A 26723-nucleotide genomic window follows, 5' to 3' on the forward strand; every position below is an offset into this window, starting at 1 on the left:
AAAGACCTTCCTCTCCGCCGTCGCCCTCGCCGCAACCGTCATCTTCTGGCTTTGACGATCAATGAGTCTGGACCCTAGCCCAGATATCCTTAGGGGGAAGGCTGCGAAACGCAGCCGTGGGGGCAGAAAGCCCCCCGTCCACACGACCCATCCCGATCCAGCTTTCACCAGATTGCGACATGGCCGCGCAGGCCATGGCAGCGCGGGCCGCTTTCGCCTAATATCCCCCCGAACAGGGGGAACCGCATGATCGTCGAGCTTGGTCACTTCGCGCTGGTGCTGGCACTTGCCGTGGCGCTGCTGCAATCCAGTCTGCCCATGATCGGGGCCTGGAAACGCTGGAACAGCTGGATGGCGGTGGCCGAACCGGCGGCGATCCTGCAATTGGCCTTGATTGCGCTGGCCTTTGGCGCGCTCACCTATGCCTTTGTAACATCTGACTTTTCGCTGCGCCTTGTCGTGCTGAACAGCCATACCGATAAGCCGATGCTGTACAAGGTTTCCGGCGTCTGGGGGAACCATGAAGGCTCGCTCCTGCTCTGGGTTCTGATCCTTGCGCTGTTTGGCGCCTGCGCGGCCTGGTTCGGCGGCAATCTGCCCGCCTCGCTGCGGGCGCGGGTTCTGGCGGTGCAGGGGATGATCGGGGTGGCTTTTCTGGCCTTCCTGCTCTTTACCTCAAACCCGTTTCTGCGGCTGGCCGAACCGCCCTTCAACGGCGATGACCTCAATCCGCTGCTGCAGGACCCCGGGCTCGCCTTCCATCCGCCCTTCCTCTACCTTGGCTATGTCGGGCTCAGCATGGCCTTCAGCTTTGCCGTGGCCGCGCTGATCGAAGGCCGGGTCGATGCCGCATGGGCCCGCTGGGTGCGGCCCTGGACGCTGGCCGCCTGGATCTTTCTGACCATAGGCATCGCGCTTGGATCCTGGTGGGCCTATTATGAACTGGGCTGGGGCGGTTTCTGGTTCTGGGACCCGGTGGAAAATGCCAGCTTCATGCCCTGGCTTCTGGCGGCGGCCTTGCTGCATTCGGCCATCGTGGTGGAAAAGCGCGAAAGCCTGAAGGCCTGGACCATCCTTCTTGCCGTCCTCGCCTTTGGGTTCAGCCTGATCGGCACCTTCATCGTGCGTTCGGGTGTCATCACCTCGGTCCATGCCTTCGCCAATGATCCCGAACGCGGGGTATTCATCCTGCTGATCCTGGCGGGGTTCATGGGCGGTGCGCTGACGCTGTTTGCGGCCCGTGCCAGCGCGATGGAGGCGAAGGGCGTCTTTTCCATGGTCAGCCGCGAAAGCGCGCTGGTGGCCAACAACCTGCTGTTGGCCGTGTCCTGCTTTGTGGTGTTCGTGGGCACGATCTGGCCTCTGGTGGCCGAAATGCTCTGGGATCGCAAGCTTAGCGTCGGGGCACCGTTCTTCGATGCGGCTTTCAGCCCCTTCATGGTGGCGCTGGCGGCGCTGCTGCCCATCGGCGCCATGATGCCGTGGAAGCGGGCGCAGATCGGGCGGACGATGCAACCGCTGTGGCCGGTTCTGGTTTTCGCCATGGCCTGTGGCGCCTTCACCTTTGCCGTGCAGACCGGCACCTCGGCGCTGGTGCCGGTGGGGGCGCTGCTGGGGGCCTGGGTCGTGGGCGGTGCGGCAGCCGATCTGTGGCAGCGGGCCGGGCGAGGGCCGCTTGGGGACAAGCTGGCCCGCCTGACCCGCCTGCCGCGCGCCGATTGGGGCAAGGCGACGGCCCATGCCGGAATGGGGGCCACGCTTTTTGCGGTGGCCGCGATGATGGGTTGGCAATCCGAGATCATCAAGGTGGTGCCTGTCGGCGGCAGCTTTGATCTGGCGGGCTATCAGGTCACGCTGAACCGTGTCGATCAGGTGCAGGGGCCGAACTACCTGTCCACCATGGCCGAAATGGCGGTGCGCCGCGACGGCGCCGAAGTCGCCGTGCTGTACCCCGAAAAGCGGGTCTATCCGGTGCAGGCCATGCCCACGACCGAAGCAGCGCTTGATTACGGGCTCTGGCGCGACATCTATCTGGTGATCGGTGATCCGCAGGAGGATGGCGGCTGGGCGGTGCGCGGCTATTGGAAGCCCTTTGCCAACTGGCTCTGGATCGGGTCTGCCCTTATGGCGCTTGGCGGGCTTTTGTCGCTGACCGACCGGCGCTATCGTGTGGCGGCGGGGGCACGTCGCGCCGCCGCCCAACCGGCGGAGTAACCTGATGCGCCACGCCTTCGCCCTGACGCTCTGCCTTGCGCTGCTGGCTGCCCCCGCCTGGGCAGTGAAGCCCGATGAAATCCTCGCCGACCCGGCGCTTGAGGCGCGGGCGCGCGATCTGTCGCGCGTTCTGCGCTGCCCGGTCTGCCAATCGGAAAACATCGACGATTCCAACGCCGATCTGGCGCGCGACCTGCGGCTTCTGGTGCGCGAACGGCTGGTGGCGGGCGACAGCGACGATGAGGTGATCGCGTTCGTCGTTGCCCGCTATGGCGAATATGTGCTGTTCGATCCGCCTGCCAGCGGCTCCACCCTGCTTCTGTGGCTGGCCGGACCTGCCATGCTGCTGGGCGGTGGGGCGATGGCGCTGCTTTGGCTGCGCAAACGCGCGCAGATTCAACCCGCGGCGCTTTCGGCGGAAGAAGAGGCCCGGCTGCAGGAAATCCTGCGCAAGTGACGTGGTGTTTCGCTTTCCCCGGTTCGGCGTCCCGTTAATCTGGCCGCCAAACCTGCGGAGGACCCCATGACCGAAGCCCCGATCCTGCTCAGCGAAGCGGATGGCATAGCCACGATCACCCTCAACCGCCCGGCGGTGATGAACGCCCTGACCAGCGCGCTGCGCCGCGATATGCTGGCCGCGATCCGCAAAGCCGAGACCAGCGCCCGCGTGATCGTCTTTACCGGCGCGGGGCGGGCCTTCTGTTCAGGGCAGGATCTGCAGGATGCCCAGGGTCTTGGCGCCGATGTGCCCTTTGAACAGATCCTGAACGAAGAATATGTGCCGCTGCTGAACGCGATCTATGACTGCAAGGTGCCCACCATTTCGGCGGTGAATGGTGCGGCGGCAGGGGCAGGGGCCAATCTGGCACTGGCCGCCGATGTGGTGATCGCCTGCGAAAGCGCCAGCTTCGTGCAGGCCTTCACCCGGATCGGCCTGATGCCCGATGCGGGCGGCACCTGGTGGCTGCCGCGTCAGGTGGGGGCCGCGCGTGCCATGGGGGCCTGCCTTTTTGCCGACAAGGTCACCGCACGTCAGGCCGCCGATTGGGGCATGATCTATGAATGTGTGGCGGATGCCGATTTCGCCACCCATGTCGCGGCCCGCGCGGCCCATCTGGCCCAAGGCCCGACCGCAGCCTACCGGGCGGTAAAGCAGTCCCTGCGCGCCTCAAGCGCCAATGATCTGCCCACGCAGCTGGCGCTGGAGGCGCGGCTGCAGGGCGATCTGGGCAAAAGCCATGATTTCCGCGAAGGCGTCATGGCCTTCTTGCAAAAACGCCCGGCCCGCTATACCGGCAACTGACGGCGAAACGGGGGCCACGCGGCCCCCTTTCTTTTGCGTCTCCGGTCAAACGCCCCGCGACAGCGCGGCAACACCGGTGCGTGCGATCTCTTTCAAACCCAGCGGGCGCATCAGTTCGGCAAAGGCGTCAATCTTTTCCGGCGTACCGGTCATTTCGAAGACAAAGCTTTCCAGCGTGCTGTCCACCACCTTGGCGCGGAAGATTTCGCACAGACGCAGCGCCTCGATCCGCTGATCGCCCTTGCCCGCCACCTTGATCAGCGCCAGTTCGCGCTGCACCGCCGGACCTTCCACCGTCAGATCATGCACTTCATGCACGGGCACGATCCGGCCCAGCTGTGCCTTGATCTGCTCGATCACCTGTGGTGTGCCGCGCGTCACGATGGTGATGCGCGACCGATGCCCGCTGTGATCGACCTCGGCAACCGTCAGGCTGTCGATATTGTAGCCCCGGCCGGAAAACAGCCCGATGACGCGCGCCAGCACGCCGCTTTCGTTATCGACCAGCACTGCCAGAGTATGGCTTTCGATCACCTCGGCATAGGGATCGCGCAGGTCATAGGCGGAATGGCTCGTCGAGCCTTTCTTGATGTTGAGCGCCGACATTGGGGCTCCTTTATCTTGGCAAAAATATCCTCGGGGGGTGCGGGGGGCAGACAGCCCCCCGCGCGACATCTCACACCAGCACTGCGCCGCCAGCCTTGATCACGCCCTGCGTCTCGGCTTCGCCCAAGAGCATCTCGTTATGCGGCTTGCCGCTCGGGATCATCGGGAAGCAGTTTTCGTGCTTTTCCACCAGGCAATCAAAGATCACCGGGCCGTCATAGCGGATCATCTCCATGATGGCGTCATCCAGATCCTTGGGGTCGCTGCATTTGATGCCCTTGCAGCCAAAGGCCTCGGCCAGCTTCACGAAATCGGGCAGGCTTTCGCTCCAGCTATGGCTGTAGCGTTCGCCATGCAGCAATTCCTGCCACTGCCGCACCATGCCAAGACGTTCATTGTTCAGGATGAACTGCTTGACCGGCGCGCGGAACTGCATCGCGGTGCCCATTTCCTGCATGTTCATCAGCCAGGACGCCTCGCCCGCCACGTTGATGACCAGCGCCTCCGGATGGGCGATCTGCACCCCGATGGATGCCGGCAGGCCATAGCCCATGGTGCCCAGGCCGCCCGAGGTCATCCAGCGGTTCGGGGACTCAAAGCCTAGGAACTGCGCCGCCCACATCTGATGCTGGCCCACTTCGGTGGTGATATAGCGATCCATGCCCTTGGTCAGGGCCTCCAGCCTTTGCAGGGCATATTGCGGCTTGATGGTCTTTTCGCTGTTCTTGTAGTCAAGGCAATTGACCGCCTGCCATTCCTTGATCTGGCTCCACCATTTGGCCAGACCTTCCTTGTTCACCTTGCGTCCGCGCGATTTCCAGATGCGCAGCAGGTCTTCCAGCACATGGCCCACATCGCCGATGATCGGCACCTCCACCCGGATCACCTTGTTGATCGAGGACGGGTCGATATCGATATGTGCCTTGACCGAATTCGGGCTGAAATCGGCCACGCGGCCGGTGATCCGGTCGTCGAACCGCGCGCCGATATTGATCATCAGATCGCAGCCATGCATGGCCAGATTGGCCTCATACAGGCCGTGCATCCCCAGCATCCCCAGCCAGGATTTGCCACTGGCCGGATAGGCGCCCAAGCCCATCAGGGTCGAGGTGATGGGGAAGCCCGTCGCATCCACCAGCTCGCGCAGCAGCTGGCTGGCACCGGGGCCGGAATTGATCACGCCGCCGCCCGTATAGAACACCGGGCGTTCGGCGGTTTCGATCATCTCCACCAGCCGGGTGATGGCGTCGATATCGCCCTTCACCTTGGGTTGGTAATGCGAAATCTGGGTCTTTTCCTTTGGCGTGTATTCGGCCTGGGCGAATTGCACATCCTTCGGAATGTCGATCAGCACCGGGCCGGGCCGCCCGCTGGTGGCCACATGAAAGGCCTGATGGATGGTTTCCGCCAGTTTCGCGGTATCCTTCACCAGCCAGTTATGCTTGGTGCAGGGGCGGGTGATGCCCACGGTATCGGCCTCTTGAAAGCCATCGGTGCCGATCATGAAGGTCGGCACCTGGCCCGAGAGCACCACGATCGGAATACTGTCCAGCAGCGCATCGGTCAGGCCGGTCACTGCATTGGTGGCACCGGGGCCAGAGGTCACCAGCGCCACGCCGGGCTTGCCGGTGGATCGCGCATAGCCTTCGGCCATGTGGATCGCGCCCTGTTCGTGGCGCACCAGAACATGACGGATGTCGTTTTGTTGAAAGATTTCGTCATAGATCGGAAGCACGGCACCGCCCGGATAGCCGAACACGACTTCCACCCCGTGATCCTTCAGCGCCTTCACGATCATCTTTGCGCCGGTCATCATGCCCGTATTCGCCCGTGTCATTTCTTCCGTCCTTACCCGCCGCGCAGGGCGGCCCTCTTTCGCAACAAAAAAGCCCCCGTCGGGTTTTCCGCGGGGGCGCATGGGGGAACCGTATGGTTTGCCGCTACCGGCCCATGCGCCTGATCCCTACGATGACAAGAAGCTGATCCATCCTCATCCCCGGGCTGTGCTTCACTGGGGCGGACATTATGGGGCCGGGCAGGGGGCGTCAATGCCAAAAAGCCGCCAAAAGTGTCGCATGGGTGAGAAAAGTTGAACTTTTATTGCGCGTCGGTGTTGTATTTGGAAACATCAAGAAAAATGATGCCCATTCCCGGTGAAGGGGCGACTCGGGTCGGGCCCTCTGTCACCGAACCTTCACAGCAGTTGCGTCGGATTGAAACATCTCTGTGGGACTAGGAATTTTGTGGGCCTGTTCTGCCCGCGCCAGCCAAAGGAGCCAGTGATGACCGACCGTTTCTCGTTCGATGAATTTGACGAAGCCCGCAATCCGCGCGCTGAAACCACCGATTTCGACCGCATCGTGGCGAAGGGCCTGTCGCGTCGCGGCTTTCTGACCGGGCTTGTGGCGCTTGGCTCCGCCGCTTCCGTCATGGGCACGCTGCGCGGCACCACGGCCCATGCCGCCACTGCGCGCTTTGCCTTTACCCCGATCCCGGTCGCTACCGATGGCACCGTGCATGTTCCGGAAGGCTATGAATGGAAGCCGGTGGCCCGTTGGGGCGATGCGCTCTTCTCCGATGCGCCCGCTTTCGATGCTGCCAAGGGCGTGCCGTCTGAGGGCGCCGACCGGGTGTTTGGCGAAAACACCGACGGGATGGAGCTGTTCAACATCGGTGGCCATCAGGTCATCGCAGTGAACCATGAATATGTGAACACCGATATCAACCTGCCGAAAGAACAGGAAGAAAAGGTGAAATCCGAGGCGGACGTGCGCTTGCTGCAGAACCTGCAGGGCGTGACGGTGATGGAAGTGGCCGAGGGCCCCGAGGGCTGGGCCATCGTGAAGGACAGCCCCTTCAACCGCCGCATCACCAACCTGACGCCGATGCGCCTCTCTGGCCCCGCTGCCGGGCACGAGCTTCTCCGCACCCCCGCCGATCCGACCGGCACCGAAGTGCTGGGCACCATGAACAATTGCGGCGCGGGCAAAACCCCTTGGGGCACCTATCTGACCTGCGAAGAAAACTTCAACGGCTACTTTGGCGCCACTGATCTGGAGGCCAAGCTGCCCGAGGCCTTCGCCCGTTACGGCATCGAGGCGGAATCGGTCTATGGCTACGAACAGTTCGACCCGCGTTTCGATCTGGTGAAGAACGTCAACGAACCCAACCGCTTCGGCTATGTGGTGGAAATCAACCCCGCCGATCCGGCGTCGAAGCCGGTGAAGCGTACCGCGCTTGGCCGCTTCAAGCATGAAAACGCCGCCTGCACGCTGACCCACGATGGCCGCGTGGTGGTGTATCTGGGCGATGACGAGCGTGGCGAATTCCTGTACAAGTTCGTCTCGGCTGGCACCTATGCCCCCGGCGCGCCCACCGATGCGCTGCTGGATGAAGGCCAGCTCTATGTCGCCAAATTCGCCGAGGATGGCACCGGCCAATGGCTGGCGCTCACCCCCGAAGCGACCGGCATGTCGGCGGCCGAAATCTGCATCCACACCCGTCAGGCCGGTTCCAAGGTCGGCGCCACCACCATGGACCGCCCGGAATGGGTTGCAGTGAACCCGCGCGCGGTGGAAGCCTATTGCGCGCTGACCAACAACAAGAACCGCGCGGTCAAGCCCAATGCGGGCGGCGATGAAACCCCGGCGGTCGGTCCGAACCCGCGCGCTGAAAACCACTATGGCCAGATCGTGCGCTGGTATCCGGCAGATGAAGACCATGGCGCAGACAGCTTCCGTTGGGATCTCTATGTCATGGCCGGCAATCCGGACGTGCACAAGGATGCCTATGCCGGTTCGTCCAACATCCATTCGGGCAACATGTTCAACTCGCCCGACGGCATGATGTTTGACTCGACCGGCATGCTCTGGATCCAGACCGATGGCGAAGACAGCAACGAGGGTGATTTCGCCGGGCAGGGCAACAACCAGATGCTGGTGGGCGATCCGGCCTCGGGTCAGATCGAGCGTTTCCTGACTGGCCCGCTGGGTTCGGAAGTGACCGGCATGACCTTCTCGGCCGATCGTCGCACGGTCTTTGTCGGCATTCAGCATCCGGGCGGCGATTTCCCCGACATGGCGGGCGGCCTGCCGCGCTCGACCCTGATCGCGATCCGCCGCAACGATGGGGCAACTCTTGCCTGATCTGGCGTGCATGTATCGAAAGGGCCGCCCTTTGGCGGCCCTTTTGCTATTCAGAAGCGCGGAGTTCCAGAAGAAGCGCGCGGGCGCGGGTCGGTTCTGCTTGCCAGCACGACGCGACTTCCCAGGCAAGATGGGCCCGTTTCTGATCGGCAGACATCGGGCTGGTCGCGACCAGATCAAAAAACGGCAGATCCTTGCGCGCCTCGTCCCAGTCAATCAGGGCAGGACCATCTGGCCCGAGGATGATGTTTGCTGCACAAAGATCGCCATGGATCGCGCAGTCCGTGCCCGCCAGCCCGCGCCAAGCCGACGCGCAGATTTCACCAACCTCGTTTGGCAATTGCGTCAGGTCGATATCTCCGCCGCGCAGCACCTGGGGCAATTCCCTGCATGAGGCGAAGCCCGGTCGCTGCGGCAGATCGCCAGTTGTGGCGTGAAAGGCTGAAATCCGTGGAGCCAGTGCCGCAAGTGCCGGGGCAGTGGCCGCGTGACCTTCGACCAGGGCTTCCAGCGTCCAGCCATTCGGGGCCGGTCCGGAGGGCGTTTCAATGAGATGCGGGACGATGAAACCCACTTGCCGCGCCGCGGCCTGAAGCGGAAACAACCAGCGCAGGGCGGCATCGCTGCGGCGGGTGGATTTGGCCACCATCGGCCTTCCGGCCAGATCGGCACGCCAGACTGCGTTGCGATGACCGCCCGATAGCGGGTGCAGCGGTGTCGCGCCGAAGGCCGAAAGGTCGGGGGCGGACGTCATTGCCGTTGCAGCAGATCCCAGCGATTGCCGAAAGGATCGCGCCAGACGGCGACGATGCCATAAGGCTCATGGCGCGGCGCTTCCTCGAATTCCACCCCGGCTGCCAGCATGGCGGCGTGGTCGCGTGCGAAATCATCGGTTTCCAGAAACAGCCAGACCCGGCCCGCCCCCTGGCCCCCGATGGCCGCGCGCTGCCGGTCATTTTCGGCGCGGGCCAGCACCAGCATCGGCCCGGTCGCTGTGGGGGCGACGGTGATCCAACGCTTGTGCCCTTGATCGACATCTTCGATCAGCTTGAACCCAAGTTTCCCGACATAGAAATCAAGACCGGCCTGATAATCCGGCACGATCAGTGACAGGGCGGCAATGCGCCTCACTCGCTGCTGCCGCGGGTTTCGGGCAGGGCGATCCGGGCCACCTGTTCGGCAATCGGGTCCACCGACAGAGGATGCAGTTCCGTGCGATGGTCCATCGGATCGCCAATGTCGATCCACTGGCCACCCTTGTAGATTTCCAGTGCTGTGAAACCGGACTTGTAGCCCATCTTGCGGCTGCCGGGCACCCAATATCCCAGATAGACATAGGGCAATCCCGCCTCGCGGGCGATTTCGACATGATCGAGGATCAGGAACGTGCCCAGGCTGTTGCCGATCAGATCCGGGTCATAAAAGCTGTAGACCATGCTCAGCCCGTCATCGAACACGTCGGTCAGGCAAACGGCCGACAGCGGCCGCCCCCGTTCGCCCGGCCCGGCGGGGCGGGTATATTCGATCACGCGGCTGCGGATCGGCGTTTCCTCGATCATCGCGGCGAATTCGAAAATATCCATATCGGCCATGCCGCCATCGGCATGGCGATGATCCAGATAGCGCCGGAACAGGGCATACTGGTCTTCGGTGGCCCAGGGGCTGGTGGCATTGCGGCGCAAATGGGCATTGCGGCGCAACACCCGGCGCTGCGTGCGCGATGGTGTGAAATCGGCCACCCTGATGCGCGCCGAAAGGCAGGCCGAACATTCCGCGCAAGACGGCCGATACAGCACATTCTGGCTGCGCCGGAACCCCTGCTTGGACAGCGTATCGTTCAGCTTTTGTGCATGTTCCCCTTGCAGCGCGGTGAACAGCTTACGCTCCATCCTGCCGTCCAGATAGGGGCAAGCCTGCGGAGCCGTCACATAGAATTGCGGCGCTATGGGAAGTGTGTGGCGCATGACGGGGGGCGCATGTCCGGCAGGTTGTTGCGTTTTCCAGTGTCACGCTAGCAAACAGGGCGCTTGTCGCCAAGCGCCCAGTTGCGAAAATTACATTCAGCCGTCGTGCTTTCGACATGCTTTCGCCGGGTTCAGCGTGGCCGGTTGATCGCCACCGTGCCCAGCACATGATCCGTCAGTCCCTGACCCCGGGCCGAGATCATCATCAGAAAGACCGAAGCCACCTGCACCAGCAGCGTTCCTACCGAAAGCGTATAGCCGAAGGTATGCAGCAGGGCATGGGCCAGATCGAAGGGCTCGCCGTTGCGGGTCAGAAAGGTGATGTTCATCAGCCGCATTCCCGGCGTGGCCGAACTGCCCCACAGCGTCAGCACCCGGTAGATGAAGCTGACGAACAAATACAGCACCGGCAGGAAGAACAGGGCGGTAAAGGCGGTGAAGGGCACGATCACGGCGGTGACCAGCGCGATCAGGATGAAATCCACCACCCAGGCAAGGGCCCGCTTCATCGGCACGCCTTCATAGAATTCGGCATGGCGCTCCGGGTCGGGCAAGCGGTGGTCGTCAAACGGGTGGTCGGGATGCATGGCGAAACTGTCCTTGCGCAGGAAGGAAGGGCCGCCTGCGTGGCGGCCCCGGTGTGATGATCAATAGCTGCCCGGGCGCGGTTCTTCCACCACGGGTTCGGCGGCGGCGCTGCGGGCGCGCTCATCCATGAAGCGGTCGAATTCCTGCTTGTCCTTGGCTTCGCGCAGGCGCTGCAGGAACCCCTCGAAGGCTTCCTGTTCTTCTTCCAGCCGCTTCAGCGTTTCGGTCTTGTAAGCGTCGAAGGCGCTGTTGCCGCTGCTGCGATAGGCAGTGCGGACATGCGAATGGGCGTGGCGACGGTTGCGGCAGAACATGGTGTTTTCCTCTCCATGGCGGCGGTGGCCGCTGAATTTGCGGTTGACGATCATGTAGGCCAGCAGGGCAAGACCCAGCGGCCAGACAAAGATGAAGCTCAGCACCATCGCGGCGATCCAGGCGGGGCGGCCCCGCTCGTCCATCCAGGCTTCGGCGCGGCGCAGGTAGTGGAAGGGGCCGCTCATCACGGCGGTGGGGGTGGCGGTATTCATGGCGGTCTCCCGGTTGCGGTTCATGTGAATGTCTTTCACATGAACGAAGATGCGCATGCGCCGCCCTGCAATCAAGGGGGTATGTGAAAGAATTTTACATGACGGGTCGGGAAGGGATTTTCAGTGCTGGACCGAGTTGGAGAGGGTGTTGATGATCACCACACCTGCCAAGATCAGCCCAAGTCCGGTAATTGCCCAGAAATCAAGGCTCTGGCGAAATGCAAACACCCCGATGGCGGCGATCAGCACGATGCCCATGCCCGACCAGACGGCATAGACGATGCCCACCGGCAGCACCCGCACAGTCAGCGACAGAAGGTAGAAGGCCCCGCCATAGCACAGCGCCATGCCCAGCGTGGGCAGCAACCGGGTGAACCCGTCCGTCCGTGCCAGAAGCGAGGTGCCTACAACTTCCAGCGCGACGGCAAGGCCCAGCAGGCTATAGGTCTGCAACATCGTGGCGCTCCGCATACAGGGGGGTGGCAGTCTGGCTGGGGGCCTGATGGGTCAGCGCGATCAGGCGGTCGCGCAGCTTTTCGGGCGGGGCGGCAAGCGGCGCCCCCTGGGCGCGGGCCAGCCAATGCCCATCGGCGGCCAGCCGCACCAGTTCCAGCATGAGACCCGCATCCGTATCCGCATGGCGGGCCAGGCGATCGGCCATCCAGCCAGTCCAGAGTTGTGCAAGCGCGCTATCCCCCAGGGCCGCCAGTGACAGGGTGGCCCAGGGCGACGCCGCACCTGCCGGGGCAAAGATGCAACTCACATAGGCCCGGGTGAAATGGCCATGCCCACCCGGATCGCATGACAGGGCCGTCTCGATTTCCTGATCGATCCTGTCGATCAGATCGCTGCTCAACGCCTCGATCAGGCCAGCGCGGGATCCGAAATGGTGGAAGATCGCACCCTTGGTCACGCCTGCGGCCGCGCAGATCGCAGGCAATGGCAAGGCGGCCAGCCCCTGTTGCAATACCAGCGCCGCCGCCGCATCCAGCAGGGCACGGCGGGTCTGATCCGGGGTCTTGGGGCGGCGATGGGCTTCGGTCACAGACAGACATTCCGACGGGTATGTTTCGGGACATACCGCAGGGAATGTTTGGCGTCAAGAAAGATACCCCTCGGTATCTTCGGGCGCTGTCAGGTGAAATCGGCCAGTTGTGCCCCGGTGATGCGTAGCAGATCGGCAGGCGCGATGGGGAAGATGTGGCGCGGTGTGCCAGCGGCTCCCCAGATCACGGGAAACGCCAGCAGATGCGGGTCAAAAAACTCGGGCGAGGGCGACAGATGCCCGACCGGGCTGACACCGCCAATGGCAAATCCCGTCACTGCCCGCACCTGTGCGGCATCCGCGCGGCCCAACGGCTCGCCCGCCAGCGCCGAGGCCTTGGCCGGATCAACCTGATTGCCACCCGCCGTCAGGAACAGGTAAAGCCGCCCGCTGCCTTCCCCGGCAAAAAGGATGGATTTCACGATCTGGTCCAGTGCGCAGCCTGCCGCATCGGCTGCCTGCTGCGCGGTGCGGGTTTCATTGGGCATTTCCACCGGCTGACAGTCGATCCCTGCGGCGCGTAGCGCCTGGATCACGCGGGCAAGGCTTTTCGACATCGGCAGGCTCCTTCACTCGGGCCGCATTAGCGCGGCAAGCGGCGCGGAAAATCAAGGGGCAACCGGTTGACGCCGGGGGGCGGCGCGGTCATGGTCAGCCCATGACCCAGATGCCCTTTGCCGCCCGCCTGACCCGATCACCCTTGCCCCATGATCAGGCCGCAGGGGCCGATGCCGTCGCCAGCTTCGCCGATCTGGCCCCCGAATTGCGCGGGCTGATCGAAGGCGCGGCAGGCTGTTCGCCCTATCTGAAAGACCTGATGCGCCGCGAGGGCGACTGGCTGCGCGCCGCATTGGCAGGCGCCCCGGAAACCGCGTTGGCCGGTGTGCTGGACCCGCTGGAGGAGGTGCCGCTCGATCATCTCGGCGTGGCCTTGCGGCAGGCCAAGCGCCGGGTGGCGCTGCTGACCGGGCTGGCCGATCTGGGCGGGGTCTGGCCGTTGGAGGCGGTGACCGGCGCGCTTTCGGCTTTGGCGGACCGGGCGGTGGATTTGTCGCTGAAGCGGCTGGTGGCCGAGGAAATCCGCAGGGGCAAGCTGCCGGGCCAGACCCCGGAAGATGCCGAGACGGCGGCGGGTCTGGTGGCACTGGCCATGGGCAAGGGCGGCGCGGGCGAGTTGAACTATTCGTCGGACATCGACCTTGTGGTGCTGTTCGATCAGGATCGCTATGGGGCCGACTGGCAAGAGGCGCGGGCGGCCTTCATCCGCGTCACCCGCAAGATGACGGCGCTGCTGTCTGACATCACATCCGAAGGTTATGTCTTTCGCACCGATCTGCGGCTGCGCCCCGATGCGGCGGTGACCCCGGTCTGCATCTCGATGTCGGCGGCCGAGGCCTATTACGAAGCGCAGGGCCGGACCTGGGAACGCGCGGCCTATATCAAGGCCCGCCCGGCCGGGGGTGACCTTGCGGCGGGGGATCGGTTTCTGCGGGCGCTGACGCCCTTCGTTTGGCGCAAGCATCTGGATTTCGCCGCCATTCAGGATGCCCATGACATGCGGTTGCGCATCCGTGATCACCGCCGCCTGCATGGCCCCATCGTGATCGAGGGGCACAACATGAAACTGGGCGTCGGCGGCATTCGCGAGATCGAATTCTTCACCCAGACCCGGCAATTGATTGCAGGCGGACGTGACCCCGATCTGCGCGACCGCACCACCGTGGGCGGGCTTGCCGCGCTGGCGGCCAAGGGCTGGGTGCCTCCCGATGTGGCCGAGGAACTGACCGCCCTCTATCGGGCGCACCGCGAAATCGAACATCGCCTGCAGATGGTCAGCGATGCCCAGACCCATGACATGCCCGCAACGCCCGAAGGCGTGGCCCGGATCGCCCATTTCTGCGGGGAAAGCGATGTTGCGGCCTTCCGTGCCGCGTTGAAAGACCGGCTGGAACGCACCGATGCCCGCTGCGAGGGGTTCTTTGCCCCCGGACAGGCCGAGGATGGCCCGGCGCTGACCGAGATGCAGCAGGGTGTGGTGGAAGGCTGGCGCAATTATCCGGCGCTGCGCTCGGAACGGGCGGTGCAGATCTTCCGCCGCCTGCGCCCCCAGCTGCTCAAATCCCTGCACAAGGCCGCGAACCCGGACGAGGCATTGCTGGCCTTTGACGGGTTCCTGAAGGGCCTGCCCGCCGGGGTGCAACTGTTTTCACTGTTCGAGGCCAATCCGGTGCTGATCGACCTGATCGTCGATATTGCCGGCACGACGCCCGCATTGGCCCGCCATCTGAGCCGTAATGCCGCCGTGCTGGATGCGGTGATCGGCGGCAGTTTCTGGGCCCCGTGGCCGGGAATGGCGGCCTTGCGCGACGGGCTGACAGCCGCCATGGCCGAACAAGGGGATTACGAGCGCAAGCTGGATGCCGCGCGGCGCTGGATGAAGGAATGGCATTTCCGCGTCGGCGTGCACCATCTGCGCGGGCTGGTCGATGCCTTCGAGGCCGGGAAAAGCTATGCTGATCTGGCCGAAGCTGTGGTGAGCGCCGTCTGGCCGGTGGTGCTGGCTGAATTTTCCCGCAAGCATGGCACGCCCCCTGGCAAGGGCGCGGTGGTGCTGGGCATGGGCAGCGTGGGGGCAGGGCGGCTGAATGCCGGGTCCGATCTGGATCTGATCGTGGTCTATGATCCCGATGGGACTGACAGTTCGGATGGCCCGCGCCCGCTGGCCACCAAGGCCTATTATGCCCGGCTGACCCAGGCCATGGTCACGGCGCTGACCGCGCAAATGGCCGAAGGGCGGCTCTATGAGGTGGACATGCGGCTGCGTCCTTCGGGGCGGCAGGGGGCAGTGGCCACATCGACCGAGAGCTTCCGCGCCTATCAGATGCATGAGGCCTGGACCTGGGAGCATCTGGCGCTGACCCGCGCGCGCGTTCTGGCCGGGGCCGCCGAGGTGGCCGAGACGGTGGAGGCCACGCGCCGCGCGGTTCTGGTCGCCAAGGCCAAAGGGCCAAGGGTCATTGCCGATGTGGCCGAGATGCGCGCGCGCCTGCAGGCGGCCAAACCCGCAACCGGCCATTGGGATGCCAAGAATGGCCCCGGGCGGCTGATGGATCTGGAACTGCTGGCCCAGACCGGCTGCCTATTGGCGGCGGGTGCGGTGCGGCGGGTGGAACAGCAACTCCAACTGTCTGAAAAATCGGGTTTCCTGTCGCAAACCGACGCGCAGGCGGCGACCCGCGCCTACAGGGTGATGTGGCGCCTGCATTGCGCGATCAAGCTTCTGTCCGACGGCGCCTTCGATCCGGACCGGCTGGGCGAGGGCGGTCGGGCCTTTCTGGTGCGCGAAACCGGCGCGGCTGATGCCGCTGATCTGGTGGCGCAACTGGCGGCGGCGGTGGCCGAAGCGGGGCAGATCGTGGAGCGGGTTCTTGCCCCGCTGGCAGATGCGCCGGACGATGATGTGAAGGCGGGGAGCGGTTGATGGAACTGGGTGAGGCAGACCCCAAGGGGCTGGTGCGCGAAAGCTACAATATCGACGGCATTTCCGATGCCGAATGCCGCAGCATCTTCATCGACTGGGCGCTCAGCCTGCGAATGGGGGTGGACAGCCGCCCCGCGCTGGCCGCGCTGATTGCTCATTACGGACCGGGATGCGACAGCCATCCCATGACGCTGGTGCTTCGGGCGGCACTGGACGCCCCGCCCGAACCCAAGCGCAGGGGTGGGCGGGCCGGGCGGATGACGGGCTGACCGCCGGGGTCAGCGGGGCAGGGCGGCGGCTTCAGCTGCAAGCTTTTCGATGCCAGCCCAATCGCCCGCCTGCATCAGCGCCTTGGGGGCAACCCAACTGCCGCCGACGCAAAGCACATTCTTCAGTTTCAGATACTCTGCCGCCTTGGTCAGGCTGATGCCGCCGGTCGGGCAAAAGCTGACCTGCGGCAGCGGCGCGCCGATGGCGGCAAGCGCGGGGGCACCGCCATTGGCCTCGGCTGGAAAGAATTTCTGTACCGTGTAGCCGCGCTCCAGCAGCGCCATGATCTCGGAACAGGTGGCCGCTCCCGCCAGCAGCGGCAGATCATGCTCTTCGCAGGCGTCGAGAAGCCGGTCGGTCGCGCCGGGTGATACACCGAATGTCGCGCCCGCCGCCTTGGCCGCCTTCACATCGGCGGGCGTCAGCAGCGTGCCCGCCCCCACCACACCGCCCGGCACCTCGGCCATGGCGCGGATCACATCCAACGCCACCGGCGTGCGCAGAGTGACCTCCAGCACCGGCAATCCGCCCTTTACCAGCGCCTGCGCCAGCGGTGCGGCATGGGCCAGATCGTCGATCACCAAGACGGGCACCACCGGGGCAAGGCGGCAGAGTTCGGCGGCTTTGGCTGAGGCTTCTTGCGGGGTCATGGTCAATCCTGTCTGCCCGGGGGCCGGGCGCGGGTGGAAAGGGCAGATGCCTCCGGCGGGGAAATTGGGGCCAGGATAAAGGCCCCATCGCCGGGAGGCACGAAGATCAGAACAGCACCGAAGCACCTTCGGTGGCATTGCCGACCGTGCGACGGAAGGTGTCGAACAATTCGCGGCCCGTGCCATGGGCATTGGCCGAAAGGTCAGCCGTGACCGGCGCGCGGCCGTCGAAATCCGGGGCCAGCACGGTCAGAGTTCCGGCAATCGCATCCAACCGGACCACATCGCCATCACGCAGCCGGGCCAGCGGGCCACCCATTGCGGCCTCGGGCGCGACATGGATCGCGGCGGGCACCTTGCCCGATGCCCCCGACATGCGGCCATCGGTGACCAGCGCCACCTTCAGCCCGCGATCCTGCAGCACCGACAGGGTTGGGGTCAGCGAATGGAGTTCCGGCATGCCATTGGCGCGCGGCCCCTGAAAGCGCACGACGACCACGGTATCGGCGGTGAATTCGCCTGTCTTGAAGGCGGCCTTCACAGATTCCTGATCGTGGAAGATGCGGGCCGGGGCTTCGATGATCTGGCGTTCGGGGGCCACGGCAGAGACCTTGATGACACCGCGCCCCAGATTGCCCGACAGTTGCTTCAACCCGCCCGAAGGGGCGAAAGGATCAGAGGCCGGGCGCAGGATGCGATCATTCAGCGTCTGGGCGCTGCCCGGTTCCCAGGTCAGCTTGCCGTCAATCAGCTTGGGTTCCTGCCGGTAAAGGTCCAGCCCGTCGCCCGCCACCGTCTTGGCATCGGGGTGCAGAAGACCCGCATCCAGCAGTTGGCCGATCATGTAGCCAAGTCCGCCGGCTGCGTGGAAATGGTTCACATCGGCCAGACCGTTCGGATAGACCTTGGCCATCAGCGGCACGACATCGGAGATCTCGGAGAAATCTTCCAGATCGAGCAGGATCCCCGCCGCCCGGGCCATGGCGGGGAGGTGCAGCACCAGATTGGTGGAACCACCCGTGGCCATCAGGCCCACAAGGCCGTTCACAAAGGCGCGTTCATCCAGAATTTCGCCCACGGGGCGGTAATCATTGCCCTGTGCCGTGATCTGGGCGGCGCGGGTCACGGCAGCGGTGGTCAGCGCCTCGCGCAGCGGGGTATCGGGATTCACGAAACTGGCACCCGGCAGGTGCAGGCCCATGAATTCCATCAGCATCTGGTTGGTATTGGCCGTGCCGTAGAACGTGCAGGTGCCGGGGCCGTGATAGCTGGCCATTTCAGCGGCCATCAACGCATCGCGCCCTACTTCGCCGGTGGCGAATTGCTGGCGCACCTTGGCCTTTTCGTCATTGGGCAGGCCCGAGGTCATCGGCCCTGCGGGCACAAAGACGCTGGGCAGATGCGCGAAAGTGGCGGCGGCGATGATGAGCCCGGGCACGATCTTGTCGCAAACGCCCAGGAACAATGCGGCGTCAAAGGTATTGTGCGACAGGCCCACCCCGGCGGCAAGCGCGATGACATCGCGGGAAAACAGCGAAAGCTCCATCCCGGCCTGGCCCTGGGTCACCCCGTCGCACATGGCAGGCACCCCGCCCGCGACCTGTGCCGTGGCCCCGGCGGCACGGGCAGCGGCGCGGATCAATTTGGGGTAATCCTCGTACGGCTGATGGGCCGAAAGCATGTCATTATAGGCAGTGATGATGCCAAGGTTCGGCACCCGACCTTCCGCCAGCGCCTGTTTGTCCGCCCCCATGGCCGCATAGGCATGGGCCTGATTGCCGCAGGCCAGGTGGCCCCGGGCCGGGGCCTTCTGCGCGGCTTCCGCCATGCGGGCCAGGTAATCGCCCCGCAGCCCGGCCGAACGGCTGCGGATACGGTCGGTCACGCGGGCGATCGTGGCGTTCAGGGTCATGGCTGGCTCCGGGCTGATACGTCTGGCAAGAATGTAGCAAAATCTGTTAGCGCTAACAACCCCGCAATCCGCCCTGTCTGATCTCTGTGGTCACAGCGTGCGATGGGGTGGAAGGGGGCAGGTTTGCCCCGACAATACCCCGGCTCTTCCCGATTGCCGACGCGGGTTCAACGCATTTCCGCCATGATCGGCGGCAATATGGTTGCCAGAAGGTTAATCACAATCTGACCGGGGCAACATCATGAAACGGGCGATTCGGGTACTTGTTCTTCTGGCGGTGGGTTTCGGCCTGACGGCCTGTGGCGGGGCGAATGTGGCGCGGCAGACCGCGCCCGAAGTGCTGTCGGTCGCGTCGAAGGGCGCGCCGGTGGCGCTGGTGCCGAAATACGATGTGGAACGGGTCGAGGTCAGCGTGCCGCGCGATCTGCGGGTATCCGAGGCCAATGTCTATTACCCGCTGGCCGATATCGTCTGGCGCGGTGAACCGATCGGCGACCGGCACCGCCAAGTGCAGACCATCCTGCAAGAAGGCATCGGGCGCGGCGTTCAGGGCATGACTTCGGGCCGTCCGGTTGCGCTGGAAATCCGGCTGGAGCGGTTCCATTCGCTGACGGAAAAGACCCGCTACACCTTTGGCGGCGTGCATTCGATCAAGTTTGTCCTGACGGTGCGGGATCTGGAAACCGGCATTGCGCTGGACGGGCCGCGCATGGTGGTGGCCGATGTGAAGGGGTCAGGCGGGTCCAAGGCGATTGCCGAGGAACAGATGGGCCGCACGATGCGCGTGGTCATCACCGAACGGCTGGAACAGGTGATCCGTCGCGAATTGTCGCAGCCGGTGGCCGTGCCGCAGGGCGCGCCGGTCTCGCAGGGGGCCGCTCCGGCAACGGGCACTTTCGCGCCGCTGTACTGATCCGCCTTTCGCGACAGTCACGAACCGGATAGAGGGGGGCATCACGCCCCCCATTTTCGTTGGATGCCATGACCGAACCTCGCAAGACCGTCCGCCTGAAACCCAAGGCCGAGGCCCGTGCCATCCGCCATGGCTTTCCTTGGGTCTATGCCGACGAGCTGGTGACGGATCGGCGCACGCAGGCGCTGGAACCCGGTGCGCTTTGCGTGCTGGAGGATGGCGAACGCCGCCCGCTGGGCCTTGTAACGGTGAACACCAAATCCAAGATCATCGCCCGTGTGCTGGATCGCGACCCCGAGGCGGTGATTGATCAGGCCTGGTTCGAGGCGCGCCTGGCGCGGGCCTTGGACATGCGGGCGCGGCTGTTCGATCAGCCCTTCTACCGGCTGGTCCATGCCGAGGCCGATGGCCTGCCCGGCGTGGTGATTGATCGCTTTGGCGATGCGGCGGTGATCCAGCCCAATGCGGCCTGGGCGGAAACCCATGTCGAGGCTCTGGCAGCGGCGTTGCGCGCGGTGACGGGGGTGAGCACGGTCATCAAGAACGGCACGGGCCGCTCGCGCGCGCTGGAGGGGCTGGCCGAGGAAACCGTGGTGATGGCGGGCGGAGTAGATGCGCCGATCCCGGTGCTGATGAACGGCGCCACCTATATGGCCGATCTGATGGGCGGGCAGAAAACCGGGCTGTTCTATGACCAGCGCCCCAACCACGCCTTTGCGGCGCGGCTGGCCCAAGGGGCCGCGGTGCTGGATGTGTTCACCCATGTCGGTGGCTTTGCGCTGGCGGCACTGGCGGGCGGTGCGGCCTCGGCCCTGGCGGTCGATGCCTCGGCCTCGGCCCTGGGCTTGGCGGCTGAGGGCGCCAAGGCGGGCGGCGTGGCGGAGCGATTCAGCACAAGGCAAGGCGATGCTTTCGAGGTGCTGGAGGCCCTGGGCACAGAAGGCGCGCGCTTTTATCTGGTGATTTGCGACCCGCCGGCCTTTGCGCCGTCGAAACCCGCGCTGGAGGCGGGGCTGCGCGCCTATGAGCGTATCGCCCGGCTGGCCGCGCCCTTGGTGGCGCCGGGGGGCTATCTGGTGCTGTGTTCCTGTAGCCATGCCGCCGATCTGTCGAGCTTCCGCAATGCCTGCGGGCGCGGCATCGGGCGCGGCGGCCGGCGCGGGCAGCTGATCCACACGGGCTTTGCCGGGCCGGACCATCCGCTGCTGCCGCAACTGGCGGAAAGCGGCTATCTGAAATCGCTGGTCTTCCGGCTGGATTGACGGCGGGGATGCGCGTCGTTCTGGATGCCTGTGTGCTGTTTCCCAGCGTCTTGCGGGACATCTTGCTGAAAATTGCGGCGCGTGGCCTGTATGAACCGGTCTGGTCAGACCGAATTCTGGGCGAATGGACGCGGGCGGTGGTGCGGCTGGGGCCGCAGGCGGTGATCGAGGCCGAAGGTGATGCCCTGCGGATGCGCGCGGCCTTTCCGCAGGCCTTGCACCGCGCCCGGCCTGAAATTGCATCGCGGCTGGTGCTGCCCGACCCGGATGATCTGCATGTGCTGGCGGTGGCCGTGGGCAGCGGGGCTGATGCGATCCTGACCTTCAATGCCAGCGATTTTCCCGGCCATGTACTGGCCGCCGAAGGCATTGCCCGGCGCGATCCGGATGGGTTTCTGTGGGAATTGTGGTCGCATCACCCCGACCTTGTGGCCGCTGCCGTGGCCGAGGTACAGGCCGAGGCCGAACGCCGCGCCGGGCAGCCGGTCAGCCTGAAAGCCATGCTGAAACGCATTCGGCTGGGGCGGTTGGCCCGCGCGCTTACGCCTGCGGGGTAAGCCAGCGCGCCTCGTTCGCCTCGATTGCCGCGATGCGGTCTTCGGTTTGCGGATGGCTGCGCATCCAGTCGGGCACGGCCTGACCGCGATTGCCGGTCAGCGCGCCCAGTTTGCGGAACAGCGATTTCTGCGGCCCGGTGCCGATCCCGGCCTTGATGAGCAGGGCCGAGGCATAGGCATCCGCCTCGAATTCATCACGGCGCGAGATGCGGGCCATCAGGGCCGTGGCGATGGCATTGGCGATAAAGATACCGAAGAAGGGGATGAACCGGCTGAGCAACGTGGTCAGCAGCACGAAAACCGCGTTCGCCCCGGTGAAATCGATCATCCGCCGCCGGGTATGGCCAAGTGCGACATGGCCCAGTTCATGCGCGATGACCGAGGCCAGTTCTTCGGCCGTCACATGGCCTGACCGATAGCGGTTCAGAAAGCCTTCGGTCAGGAAGATGCGCCCATCGGGGGCGGCCAGACCGTTCACCGGTTCCACCTCATAGACTTGCACCTTCAGCCCGGGCAGATCCAGCGCCTGTGCCAGCCGCGACGCCATTTCTGTCAGCGCCGGATCGGCAAGCGGGTGGGATTTCGCATCCAGTTCCCGCGCCGTGCGCCAGACCGAAAAGCGGTACATCGCGAAGGCATAGGCGATGGCAAGCAGGATGGGCAGAAACTTGATCATGCGGCAGATATGGCGTGGCGCCTGCCTCGGGGCAAGGTCATCGCAGCGCCTTGATGCCGCGGGCGATGCCTTCCAGCGTCATGGGCACCATGGCATCGCCGAAAATCTCGCGGATCAGGCGGATCGACTGAGTATATTGCCAATGTTCCTCGCGCACCGGATTGATCCACAGATGGTTCGGCCATTGCTGGCAGGCGCGTTGCAGCCAGATCTGGCCCGCTTCGGGGTTCCAATGTTCATTGGCCCCGCCGGGATGCAGGATTTCATAGGGGCTCATGGACGCATCGCCCACAAAGATCGCCTTGTAATCCGCGCCATAGCTGCGCAGCACGTCCCATGTCGGGGTTTGTTCGTTCCAGCGGCGGGCATTGTCAGTCCAGACACCTTCGTACAGGCAGTTGTGAAAGTAGAAATGCCGCAGATGCTTGAATTCCGATTTCGCGGCGCTGAACAGTTCTTCCAGCACCCGGATATAGGGGTCCATGCTGCCGCCCACATCCAGAAACAGCAGCACCTTCACCGCATTGCGGCGTTCGGGGCGGGTTTGCACATCCAGCCAGCCATGTTCGGCGGTGGCTCGGATCGTGCCGTCCAGATCCAGTTCCTCCGCCGCCCCATCGCGCGCCCAACGACGCAGGCGGCGCAGGGCTACCTTGATGTTGCGGGTGCCAAGTTCGACCTTGTCATCCAGATTGCGGAATTCGCGCTTGTCCCAGACCTTGACCGAGCGCTGATGGCGGCTGGTTTCCTGCCCGATGCGCACGCCTTCGGGGTTATAGCCATGGGCCCCGAAGGGGGATGTTCCCGCCGTGCCGATCCATTTGTTGCCACCCTGATGACGGCCCTTCTGCTCGGCCAGCCGCTGTTTCAGCGTCTCCATCAGCTTGTCAAAGCCGCCAAGCGCCTCGATCTGCGCCTTTTCTTCCGGGGTCAGATGTTTTTCGGCCAGTTTGGCCAGCCAGTCGCCTGGCAGATCGATCGCGTCCAGAACCTGATCCGGGGTGATCGACTCCAGCCCCTTGAAACTTTCGGCAAAGGCGCGATCGAACCGGTCCAGATGGCGTTCGTCCTTCACCATCGCCGTGCGCGCCAGATAGTAGAAGCCTTCCGCGTCATAGGTCACCAGCCCCGCCGCCATGCCCTCCAGAAAGGACAGATATTCCCGAAGGGATACCGGCACCCCGGTTTTTCTGAGCGTGTCGAAAAAGGGCAGGAACATCGCGCGGCAGGCCTAGAACTGGCGTTCGATCACGATGGTCGCGATCAGCCCGATCAGGGCAAAGGCAATGGCAAAGCTGCCACCCCACTGCAGCATGTCAAGCCGGTTGCCCCCGTGATGGCGGGCGCGCAAGGCGCCCAGAAGGGCGCCGAAGATGGCGGCGGTGATCACGATCATCTGTCTTCTCCTGCCTTGGCGGCAGGGGAGCCGCCCGACCGGGGCCGGGCCGCGCGCAGGCGCGGTGGGTCAGCCCCCCAATGCCAACCGCAGTTTCGAGGGCATCAGCGCCGCGATGTCGCGCAGCCGGGCCCGCGTCACCGCGTCCGAGCCGAAGCCATAGCGCGCCACGCCCTGCGTGTCGAGCCGCAGCGCAGCGGCAGCACGGGCATCGCCCTGCGCTTCAAGCACTTCGGCCTTGAGGAAGCTGAGCGTGGCCAGGAGAGAGGCATTCTGGGCCTGACGGGCCACGGGCAGGGCGCGTTCGGTAAAGGCCAATGCCTGGTCGGCACGACCCTGGCTCAGCGCCAGCGCGGCAAGTTGCATGTCCACATGGGCGGCATGGATGCGGGCCCCCGGCAGACGGCGATAGATACGGGCAGCTTCACCAAAGGCATTGGCGGCAGCAACCGGATCGGCCCCGATGTTCAGCCGACCCACGGCAAACCAAGAAAAGGCCAGCCGTGTATCGTTCCAGCCCTGGGCCGAGGCGATGGCCAGCGCCTGCTGCGCCGCAGCCTTGCGTGCCGATCCTGTGCCGCCGCCGCCAAGTGCGGTTTCCATGGCGCGAATCCAGGCCTGCGGGGTGCGGCCCCCATCATGGGTTGCGCCGCCCCCCGCGCCGCCCGGGTTCATGCGGGCCAGCAGGCCGGGCAGGGCGGCAGCCACCTCGTCGCGGGTCATGCCGTTGCGCAGGCCGGGCGAATAGTGCAGCCGCAGAACCAGCATGTCGAAGCCGGTCAAAACGGTGTGGAAATTGTCGTCATTGAACACGCTGTCCGACAGTTGGTACAGATCGTTCAGCGGACCGAGCGCCTGTGCCATTTCCTCATGCAGGCAATCGCGCACTTCCTGCGGGCTGGCATCGGCCGGGGCGAAGATCGCCACCCGGTCGCGACGGGTCAGGGTGGCCCAGTCAAGCTGCCCGGTGCCGCGTGCAGATTTGTATTCTTCCCACGAGGATACGCGCGGGGCCACGAAACAGGCCACGTTCGCATAGGTCTTGCGGATCGTGCTGCGCGGCACGAATTCCACGGTGATCTGCGCCGGCCCATCGGCCTGACGGATATCAATCCCCGCCTCGGAGCGGAAGCGGCTCAGCAGGCGGGTCAGGTCGCCCTGAGCCGTCGGGGGAACCTTGCCGGTCATCGCCACCCGGATCGGCCCTTCAAAGCGGGTCATCATCGGCAGCGGGCGGCCGCTTTCCATGCGGAATTCCAGATCAAGGAAATCCTGTGCGATTTCGGCATTGGACCGGCTGATCTGCAAGGGGGCGGTCGCGACGAGCCCCTGCGGCTGGCCCGAAGCCAGACCCCTCGGGACGCCCGGTTCGGTGGGCCTGTTCATGGCCACATCCGCAGTGGGTGCGGGCACATGCGCGCTGGGCGCGCAGGCCGTCAGCGCGCTGACGGCAAGAATCTTCGCAAGACGCATGGGTTGGCAGCCCCGAATAAGCGGTCTCTATGATGGGGAAAGGGCCCAGAGGGTCCGTTCCCGGGTGAGGTCGGAACCGGACCAGCCCCGCCGCCGCGCCCCCGCGCAGCCTGCCTGACCGGATGGTCCCGTCGGCGTCTCCCCCGTGCCCCACGATCCTGCCCATCCCCAGGCAATATCATCGGTCAGGCACGGGGGCCTTGCCGTGTTAGGTCATGCCCCGCGATCCGGTCCGGCCCCCACCGGTGCCGGATCGCGCGCCATGTCTGCCCGGAACATCCGGGCGGTTTACCTGCACCCCCCCGCAGACCCGCATCGGGTGGCAGGGGCACAAGGCCCGGGCTTTTCGGTCGCGCCTTCGGTGGTCCGGTCCCCATGCTGCCTTGCGGCGCATGAAGGTTGCTTCGTCCCCCGCAGTAGGGGCCGGATCAGCCGGACTTCCGTGTCAGTCGCTCGATCGCCTGGTCTTGTGATTCAATCGTTCCTCGACAGGCTCAAGGAACGTGACATCAGTGTCGTTTTGCAGGCCGGTCTGTGTCAACATTTGGAAATTGGTAACTTTCGGGCCCCACTACCCATGGAGGTGCCTTGCCACGATCACGCCAGATTTGGCCCAGGCTGATCGCGAAATATTTCATAAAATTTCAGTAAATTCGGCTTTCGTGATCGGATTGTGTTCGAAATGTGGCAAATGCCCAAGAGGCTGCCCCAATTGTGCCCGATTCTTGCAACGGCGATTCCCTGTGTCAGACCAGAGGCTTGTGGGGTGACGTTAAGACAACGGCCCGCCCCATTGGTGAAGGGCGGGCCGCGCAGATGTTCGATTCCGTCAGGGTCAGCCGCGCCGGGCCATGAAGGCCAGCCGTTCGAACAGATGCACATCCTGTTCGTTTTTCAGCAGCGCCCCATGCAGCCTGGGCAGCGCCGTTTTCCCGTCACGCTTCAGATCTTCGGGGCCCAGATCTTCGGCGAGCAGAAGCTTCAGCCAGTCCAGCACCTCGCTGGTTGACGGTTTCTTCTTCAGCCCCGGCGTTTCGCGGATTTCGAAGAACTGGGTCAGGGCCGCTGTCAGAAGCGCATCCTTGATGCCGGGGAAATGCACACCGACAATGGCGCGCAGCGTTTCCATGTCGGGGAAGCGGATGTAATGGAAAAAGCAGCGGCGCAGAAAGGCGTCGGGCAGCTCCTTTTCATTGTTCGACGTGATGATGACCACCGGGCGGGCCTTGGCGCGGATGGTTTCGCCGGTCTCATAGACGTGAAACTCCATCCGGTCGAGTTCCTGCAGCAGGTCATTGGGAAACTCGATATCGGCCTTGTCGATTTCGTCGATCAGCAGAACGGTGCGCGTCTCGGCCTCGAAGGCCTGCCAGAGCTTGCCCTTGCGGATGTAGTTGCGCACATCATGCACGCGCTCTTCGCCAAGCTGGCTGTCCCGCAGACGGCTGACCGCATCATATTCATACAGGCCCTGCTGTGCCTTGGTGGTGGACTTGATGTTCCATTCGATCATCGGCAGGCCAAGGCTGGCCGAAACCTGCCGCGCCAGTTCGGTCTTGCCGGTGCCGGGTTCCCCCTTCACCAGCAACGGGCGTTGCAGTGCCACGGCGGCATTCACCGCAACCGTCAGGTCTTGCGGTGCGATATAGCTTTCGGTTGAAGAAAATTTCATGTCGGTTCCGCAGGTTGCGCTTGTGACTTGGGCGGACCCTACAGGCGCTGCTAATTTGTCGCAACCGCT

26 protein-coding genes are annotated in these 26723 nt (G+C 64.5%); 9 read left to right on the plus strand and 17 right to left on the minus strand.

Annotation, left to right across the window (positions count from 1 at the left end; translation table 11 throughout):
- Positions 1-246: 246 nt before the first annotated feature.
- The 3 genes from V6590_RS00005 to V6590_RS00015 all read left to right on the plus strand — a co-directional run bounded on the left by V6590_RS00005 (position 247) and on the right by V6590_RS00015 (position 3517).
- Entirely contained in the window at positions 247-2214 is a 1968-nt protein-coding gene (locus V6590_RS00005) for a heme lyase CcmF/NrfE family subunit (protein ID WP_335417634.1), read from the plus strand.
- Between the two features lie 4 nt (positions 2215-2218).
- A complete protein-coding gene (locus V6590_RS00010; RefSeq protein ID WP_335417637.1) occupies positions 2219-2671 on the plus strand; it encodes a cytochrome c-type biogenesis protein in 453 nt (150 codons plus the stop codon).
- 66 nt (positions 2672-2737) lie between these two features.
- Positions 2738-3517 (plus strand): enoyl-CoA hydratase-related protein, encoded by a 780-nt coding sequence (locus V6590_RS00015; protein WP_335417641.1) that lies wholly within the window; start codon positions 2738-2740, stop codon positions 3515-3517.
- Between the two features lie 45 nt (positions 3518-3562).
- Here the strand turns inward: V6590_RS00015 and ilvN are convergent, their stop codons facing one another.
- Complete coding sequence (ilvN, locus tag V6590_RS00020; RefSeq protein WP_335417644.1) at positions 3563-4123, minus strand: acetolactate synthase small subunit; 561 nt, start codon at positions 4121-4123, stop codon at positions 3563-3565.
- A 70-nt stretch (positions 4124-4193) separates the two neighbouring features.
- Complete coding sequence (locus V6590_RS00025) at positions 4194-5960, minus strand: acetolactate synthase 3 large subunit (RefSeq protein WP_335417648.1); 1767 nt, start codon at positions 5958-5960, stop codon at positions 4194-4196.
- A 445-nt stretch (positions 5961-6405) separates the two neighbouring features.
- Between V6590_RS00025 and V6590_RS00030 the strand changes: the two genes are divergently transcribed.
- Entirely contained in the window at positions 6406-8268 is a 1863-nt protein-coding gene (locus V6590_RS00030; protein ID WP_335417651.1) for a PhoX family protein, read from the plus strand.
- 46 nt (positions 8269-8314) lie between these two features.
- Here the strand turns inward: V6590_RS00030 and V6590_RS00035 are convergent, their stop codons facing one another.
- The 8 genes from V6590_RS00035 to V6590_RS00070 form a co-directional block, all read right to left on the minus strand.
- Entirely contained in the window at positions 8315-9022 is a 708-nt protein-coding gene (locus tag V6590_RS00035; RefSeq protein WP_335417655.1) for a phosphotransferase, read from the minus strand.
- Positions 9019-9399, minus strand: coding sequence for a VOC family protein (locus tag V6590_RS00040; protein WP_335417658.1), 381 nt, complete (start codon positions 9397-9399; stop codon positions 9019-9021). The genes V6590_RS00035 and V6590_RS00040 overlap by 4 nt, the downstream gene beginning before the upstream one ends.
- Positions 9396-10232, minus strand: coding sequence for an arginyltransferase (locus V6590_RS00045; protein ID WP_335417661.1), 837 nt, complete (start codon positions 10230-10232; stop codon positions 9396-9398). Before V6590_RS00045 ends, V6590_RS00040 begins: the two co-directional genes overlap by 4 nt.
- Before the next feature lie 131 nt (positions 10233-10363).
- Positions 10364-10819, minus strand: coding sequence for an RDD family protein (locus V6590_RS00050; protein ID WP_335417663.1), 456 nt, complete (start codon positions 10817-10819; stop codon positions 10364-10366).
- Between the two features lie 60 nt (positions 10820-10879).
- Positions 10880-11347, minus strand: a complete 468-nt coding sequence (locus V6590_RS00055; protein WP_335419327.1) for a DUF2852 domain-containing protein — start codon at positions 11345-11347, stop codon at positions 10880-10882.
- Positions 11348-11467: 120 nt separating this feature from the next.
- Positions 11468-11803 (minus strand): DMT family transporter, encoded by a 336-nt coding sequence (locus V6590_RS00060; RefSeq protein WP_335417666.1) that lies wholly within the window; start codon positions 11801-11803, stop codon positions 11468-11470.
- The gene (locus tag V6590_RS00065) at positions 11787-12392 is read right to left on the minus strand and encodes a TetR/AcrR family transcriptional regulator (RefSeq protein WP_335417669.1); all 606 of its coding nucleotides are present in this window, start codon (positions 12390-12392) and stop codon (positions 11787-11789) included. The genes V6590_RS00060 and V6590_RS00065 overlap by 17 nt, the downstream gene beginning before the upstream one ends.
- A gap of 89 nt (positions 12393-12481) precedes the next feature.
- Positions 12482-12949, minus strand: a complete 468-nt coding sequence (locus V6590_RS00070) for a YbaK/EbsC family protein (RefSeq protein WP_335417671.1) — start codon at positions 12947-12949, stop codon at positions 12482-12484.
- 110 nt (positions 12950-13059) lie between these two features.
- On the opposite strand from V6590_RS00070, the gene glnE reads away from it, so the two are divergent.
- Both glnE and V6590_RS00080 read left to right on the plus strand, forming a co-directional pair.
- Positions 13060-15873: a bifunctional [glutamate--ammonia ligase]-adenylyl-L-tyrosine phosphorylase/[glutamate--ammonia-ligase] adenylyltransferase gene (gene glnE / locus V6590_RS00075; protein ID WP_335419330.1), complete on the plus strand. Its 2814-nt coding sequence runs from the start codon at positions 13060-13062 to the stop codon at positions 15871-15873.
- A complete protein-coding gene (locus V6590_RS00080) occupies positions 15873-16142 on the plus strand; it encodes a hypothetical protein (protein WP_335417674.1) in 270 nt (89 codons plus the stop codon). Before glnE ends, V6590_RS00080 begins: the two co-directional genes overlap by 1 nt.
- A 9-nt stretch (positions 16143-16151) precedes the next feature.
- Here the strand turns inward: V6590_RS00080 and eda are convergent, their stop codons facing one another.
- The gene (eda, locus tag V6590_RS00085) at positions 16152-16793 is read right to left on the minus strand and encodes a bifunctional 4-hydroxy-2-oxoglutarate aldolase/2-dehydro-3-deoxy-phosphogluconate aldolase (protein ID WP_335417677.1); all 642 of its coding nucleotides are present in this window, start codon (positions 16791-16793) and stop codon (positions 16152-16154) included.
- Positions 16794-16899: 106 nt separating this feature from the next.
- Positions 16900-18705, minus strand: a complete 1806-nt coding sequence (gene edd, locus V6590_RS00090; RefSeq protein WP_335417679.1) for a phosphogluconate dehydratase — start codon at positions 18703-18705, stop codon at positions 16900-16902.
- Positions 18706-18946: 241 nt separating this feature from the next.
- On the opposite strand from edd, the gene V6590_RS00095 reads away from it, so the two are divergent.
- The 3 genes from V6590_RS00095 (at position 18947) to V6590_RS00105 (ending at position 21437) form a co-directional block, all read left to right on the plus strand.
- Entirely contained in the window at positions 18947-19618 is a 672-nt protein-coding gene (locus V6590_RS00095) for a DUF6778 family protein (protein ID WP_335417682.1), read from the plus strand.
- 68 nt (positions 19619-19686) lie between these two features.
- Positions 19687-20880, plus strand: a complete 1194-nt coding sequence (locus V6590_RS00100; RefSeq protein WP_335417685.1) for an RSP_2647 family RNA methyltransferase — start codon at positions 19687-19689, stop codon at positions 20878-20880.
- 8 nt (positions 20881-20888) lie between these two features.
- Entirely contained in the window at positions 20889-21437 is a 549-nt protein-coding gene (locus V6590_RS00105) for an RSP_2648 family PIN domain-containing protein (protein WP_335417688.1), read from the plus strand.
- Here the strand turns inward: V6590_RS00105 and V6590_RS00110 are convergent.
- The 5 genes from V6590_RS00110 to V6590_RS00130 all read right to left on the minus strand — a co-directional run bounded on the left by V6590_RS00110 (position 21421) and on the right by V6590_RS00130 (position 26654).
- Positions 21421-22113, minus strand: coding sequence for a M48 family metallopeptidase (locus V6590_RS00110; RefSeq protein ID WP_335417691.1), 693 nt, complete (start codon positions 22111-22113; stop codon positions 21421-21423). The genes V6590_RS00105 and V6590_RS00110 overlap by 17 nt on opposite strands.
- 37 nt (positions 22114-22150) lie before the next feature.
- Positions 22151-23332 (minus strand): vWA domain-containing protein, encoded by a 1182-nt coding sequence (locus V6590_RS00115; protein WP_335417694.1) that lies wholly within the window; start codon positions 23330-23332, stop codon positions 22151-22153.
- 12 nt (positions 23333-23344) lie between these two features.
- Positions 23345-23509 carry a hypothetical protein gene (locus tag V6590_RS00120; RefSeq protein ID WP_335417697.1) on the minus strand — a complete coding sequence of 55 codons (165 nt, stop codon included), beginning with the start codon at positions 23507-23509 and terminating at the stop codon, positions 23345-23347.
- A gap of 69 nt (positions 23510-23578) precedes the next feature.
- A complete protein-coding gene (locus V6590_RS00125) occupies positions 23579-24982 on the minus strand; it encodes a DUF2927 domain-containing protein (protein WP_335417700.1) in 1404 nt (467 codons plus the stop codon).
- An 835-nt stretch (positions 24983-25817) separates the two neighbouring features.
- The gene (locus V6590_RS00130; protein WP_335417702.1) at positions 25818-26654 is read right to left on the minus strand and encodes an AAA family ATPase; all 837 of its coding nucleotides are present in this window, start codon (positions 26652-26654) and stop codon (positions 25818-25820) included.
- Positions 26655-26723 lie beyond the last annotated feature (69 nt).

Origin of the sequence: Gemmobacter denitrificans (assembly GCF_036964905.1) — a bacterium.
Taxonomy (GTDB): domain Bacteria; phylum Pseudomonadota; class Alphaproteobacteria; order Rhodobacterales; family Rhodobacteraceae; genus Gemmobacter; species Gemmobacter denitrificans.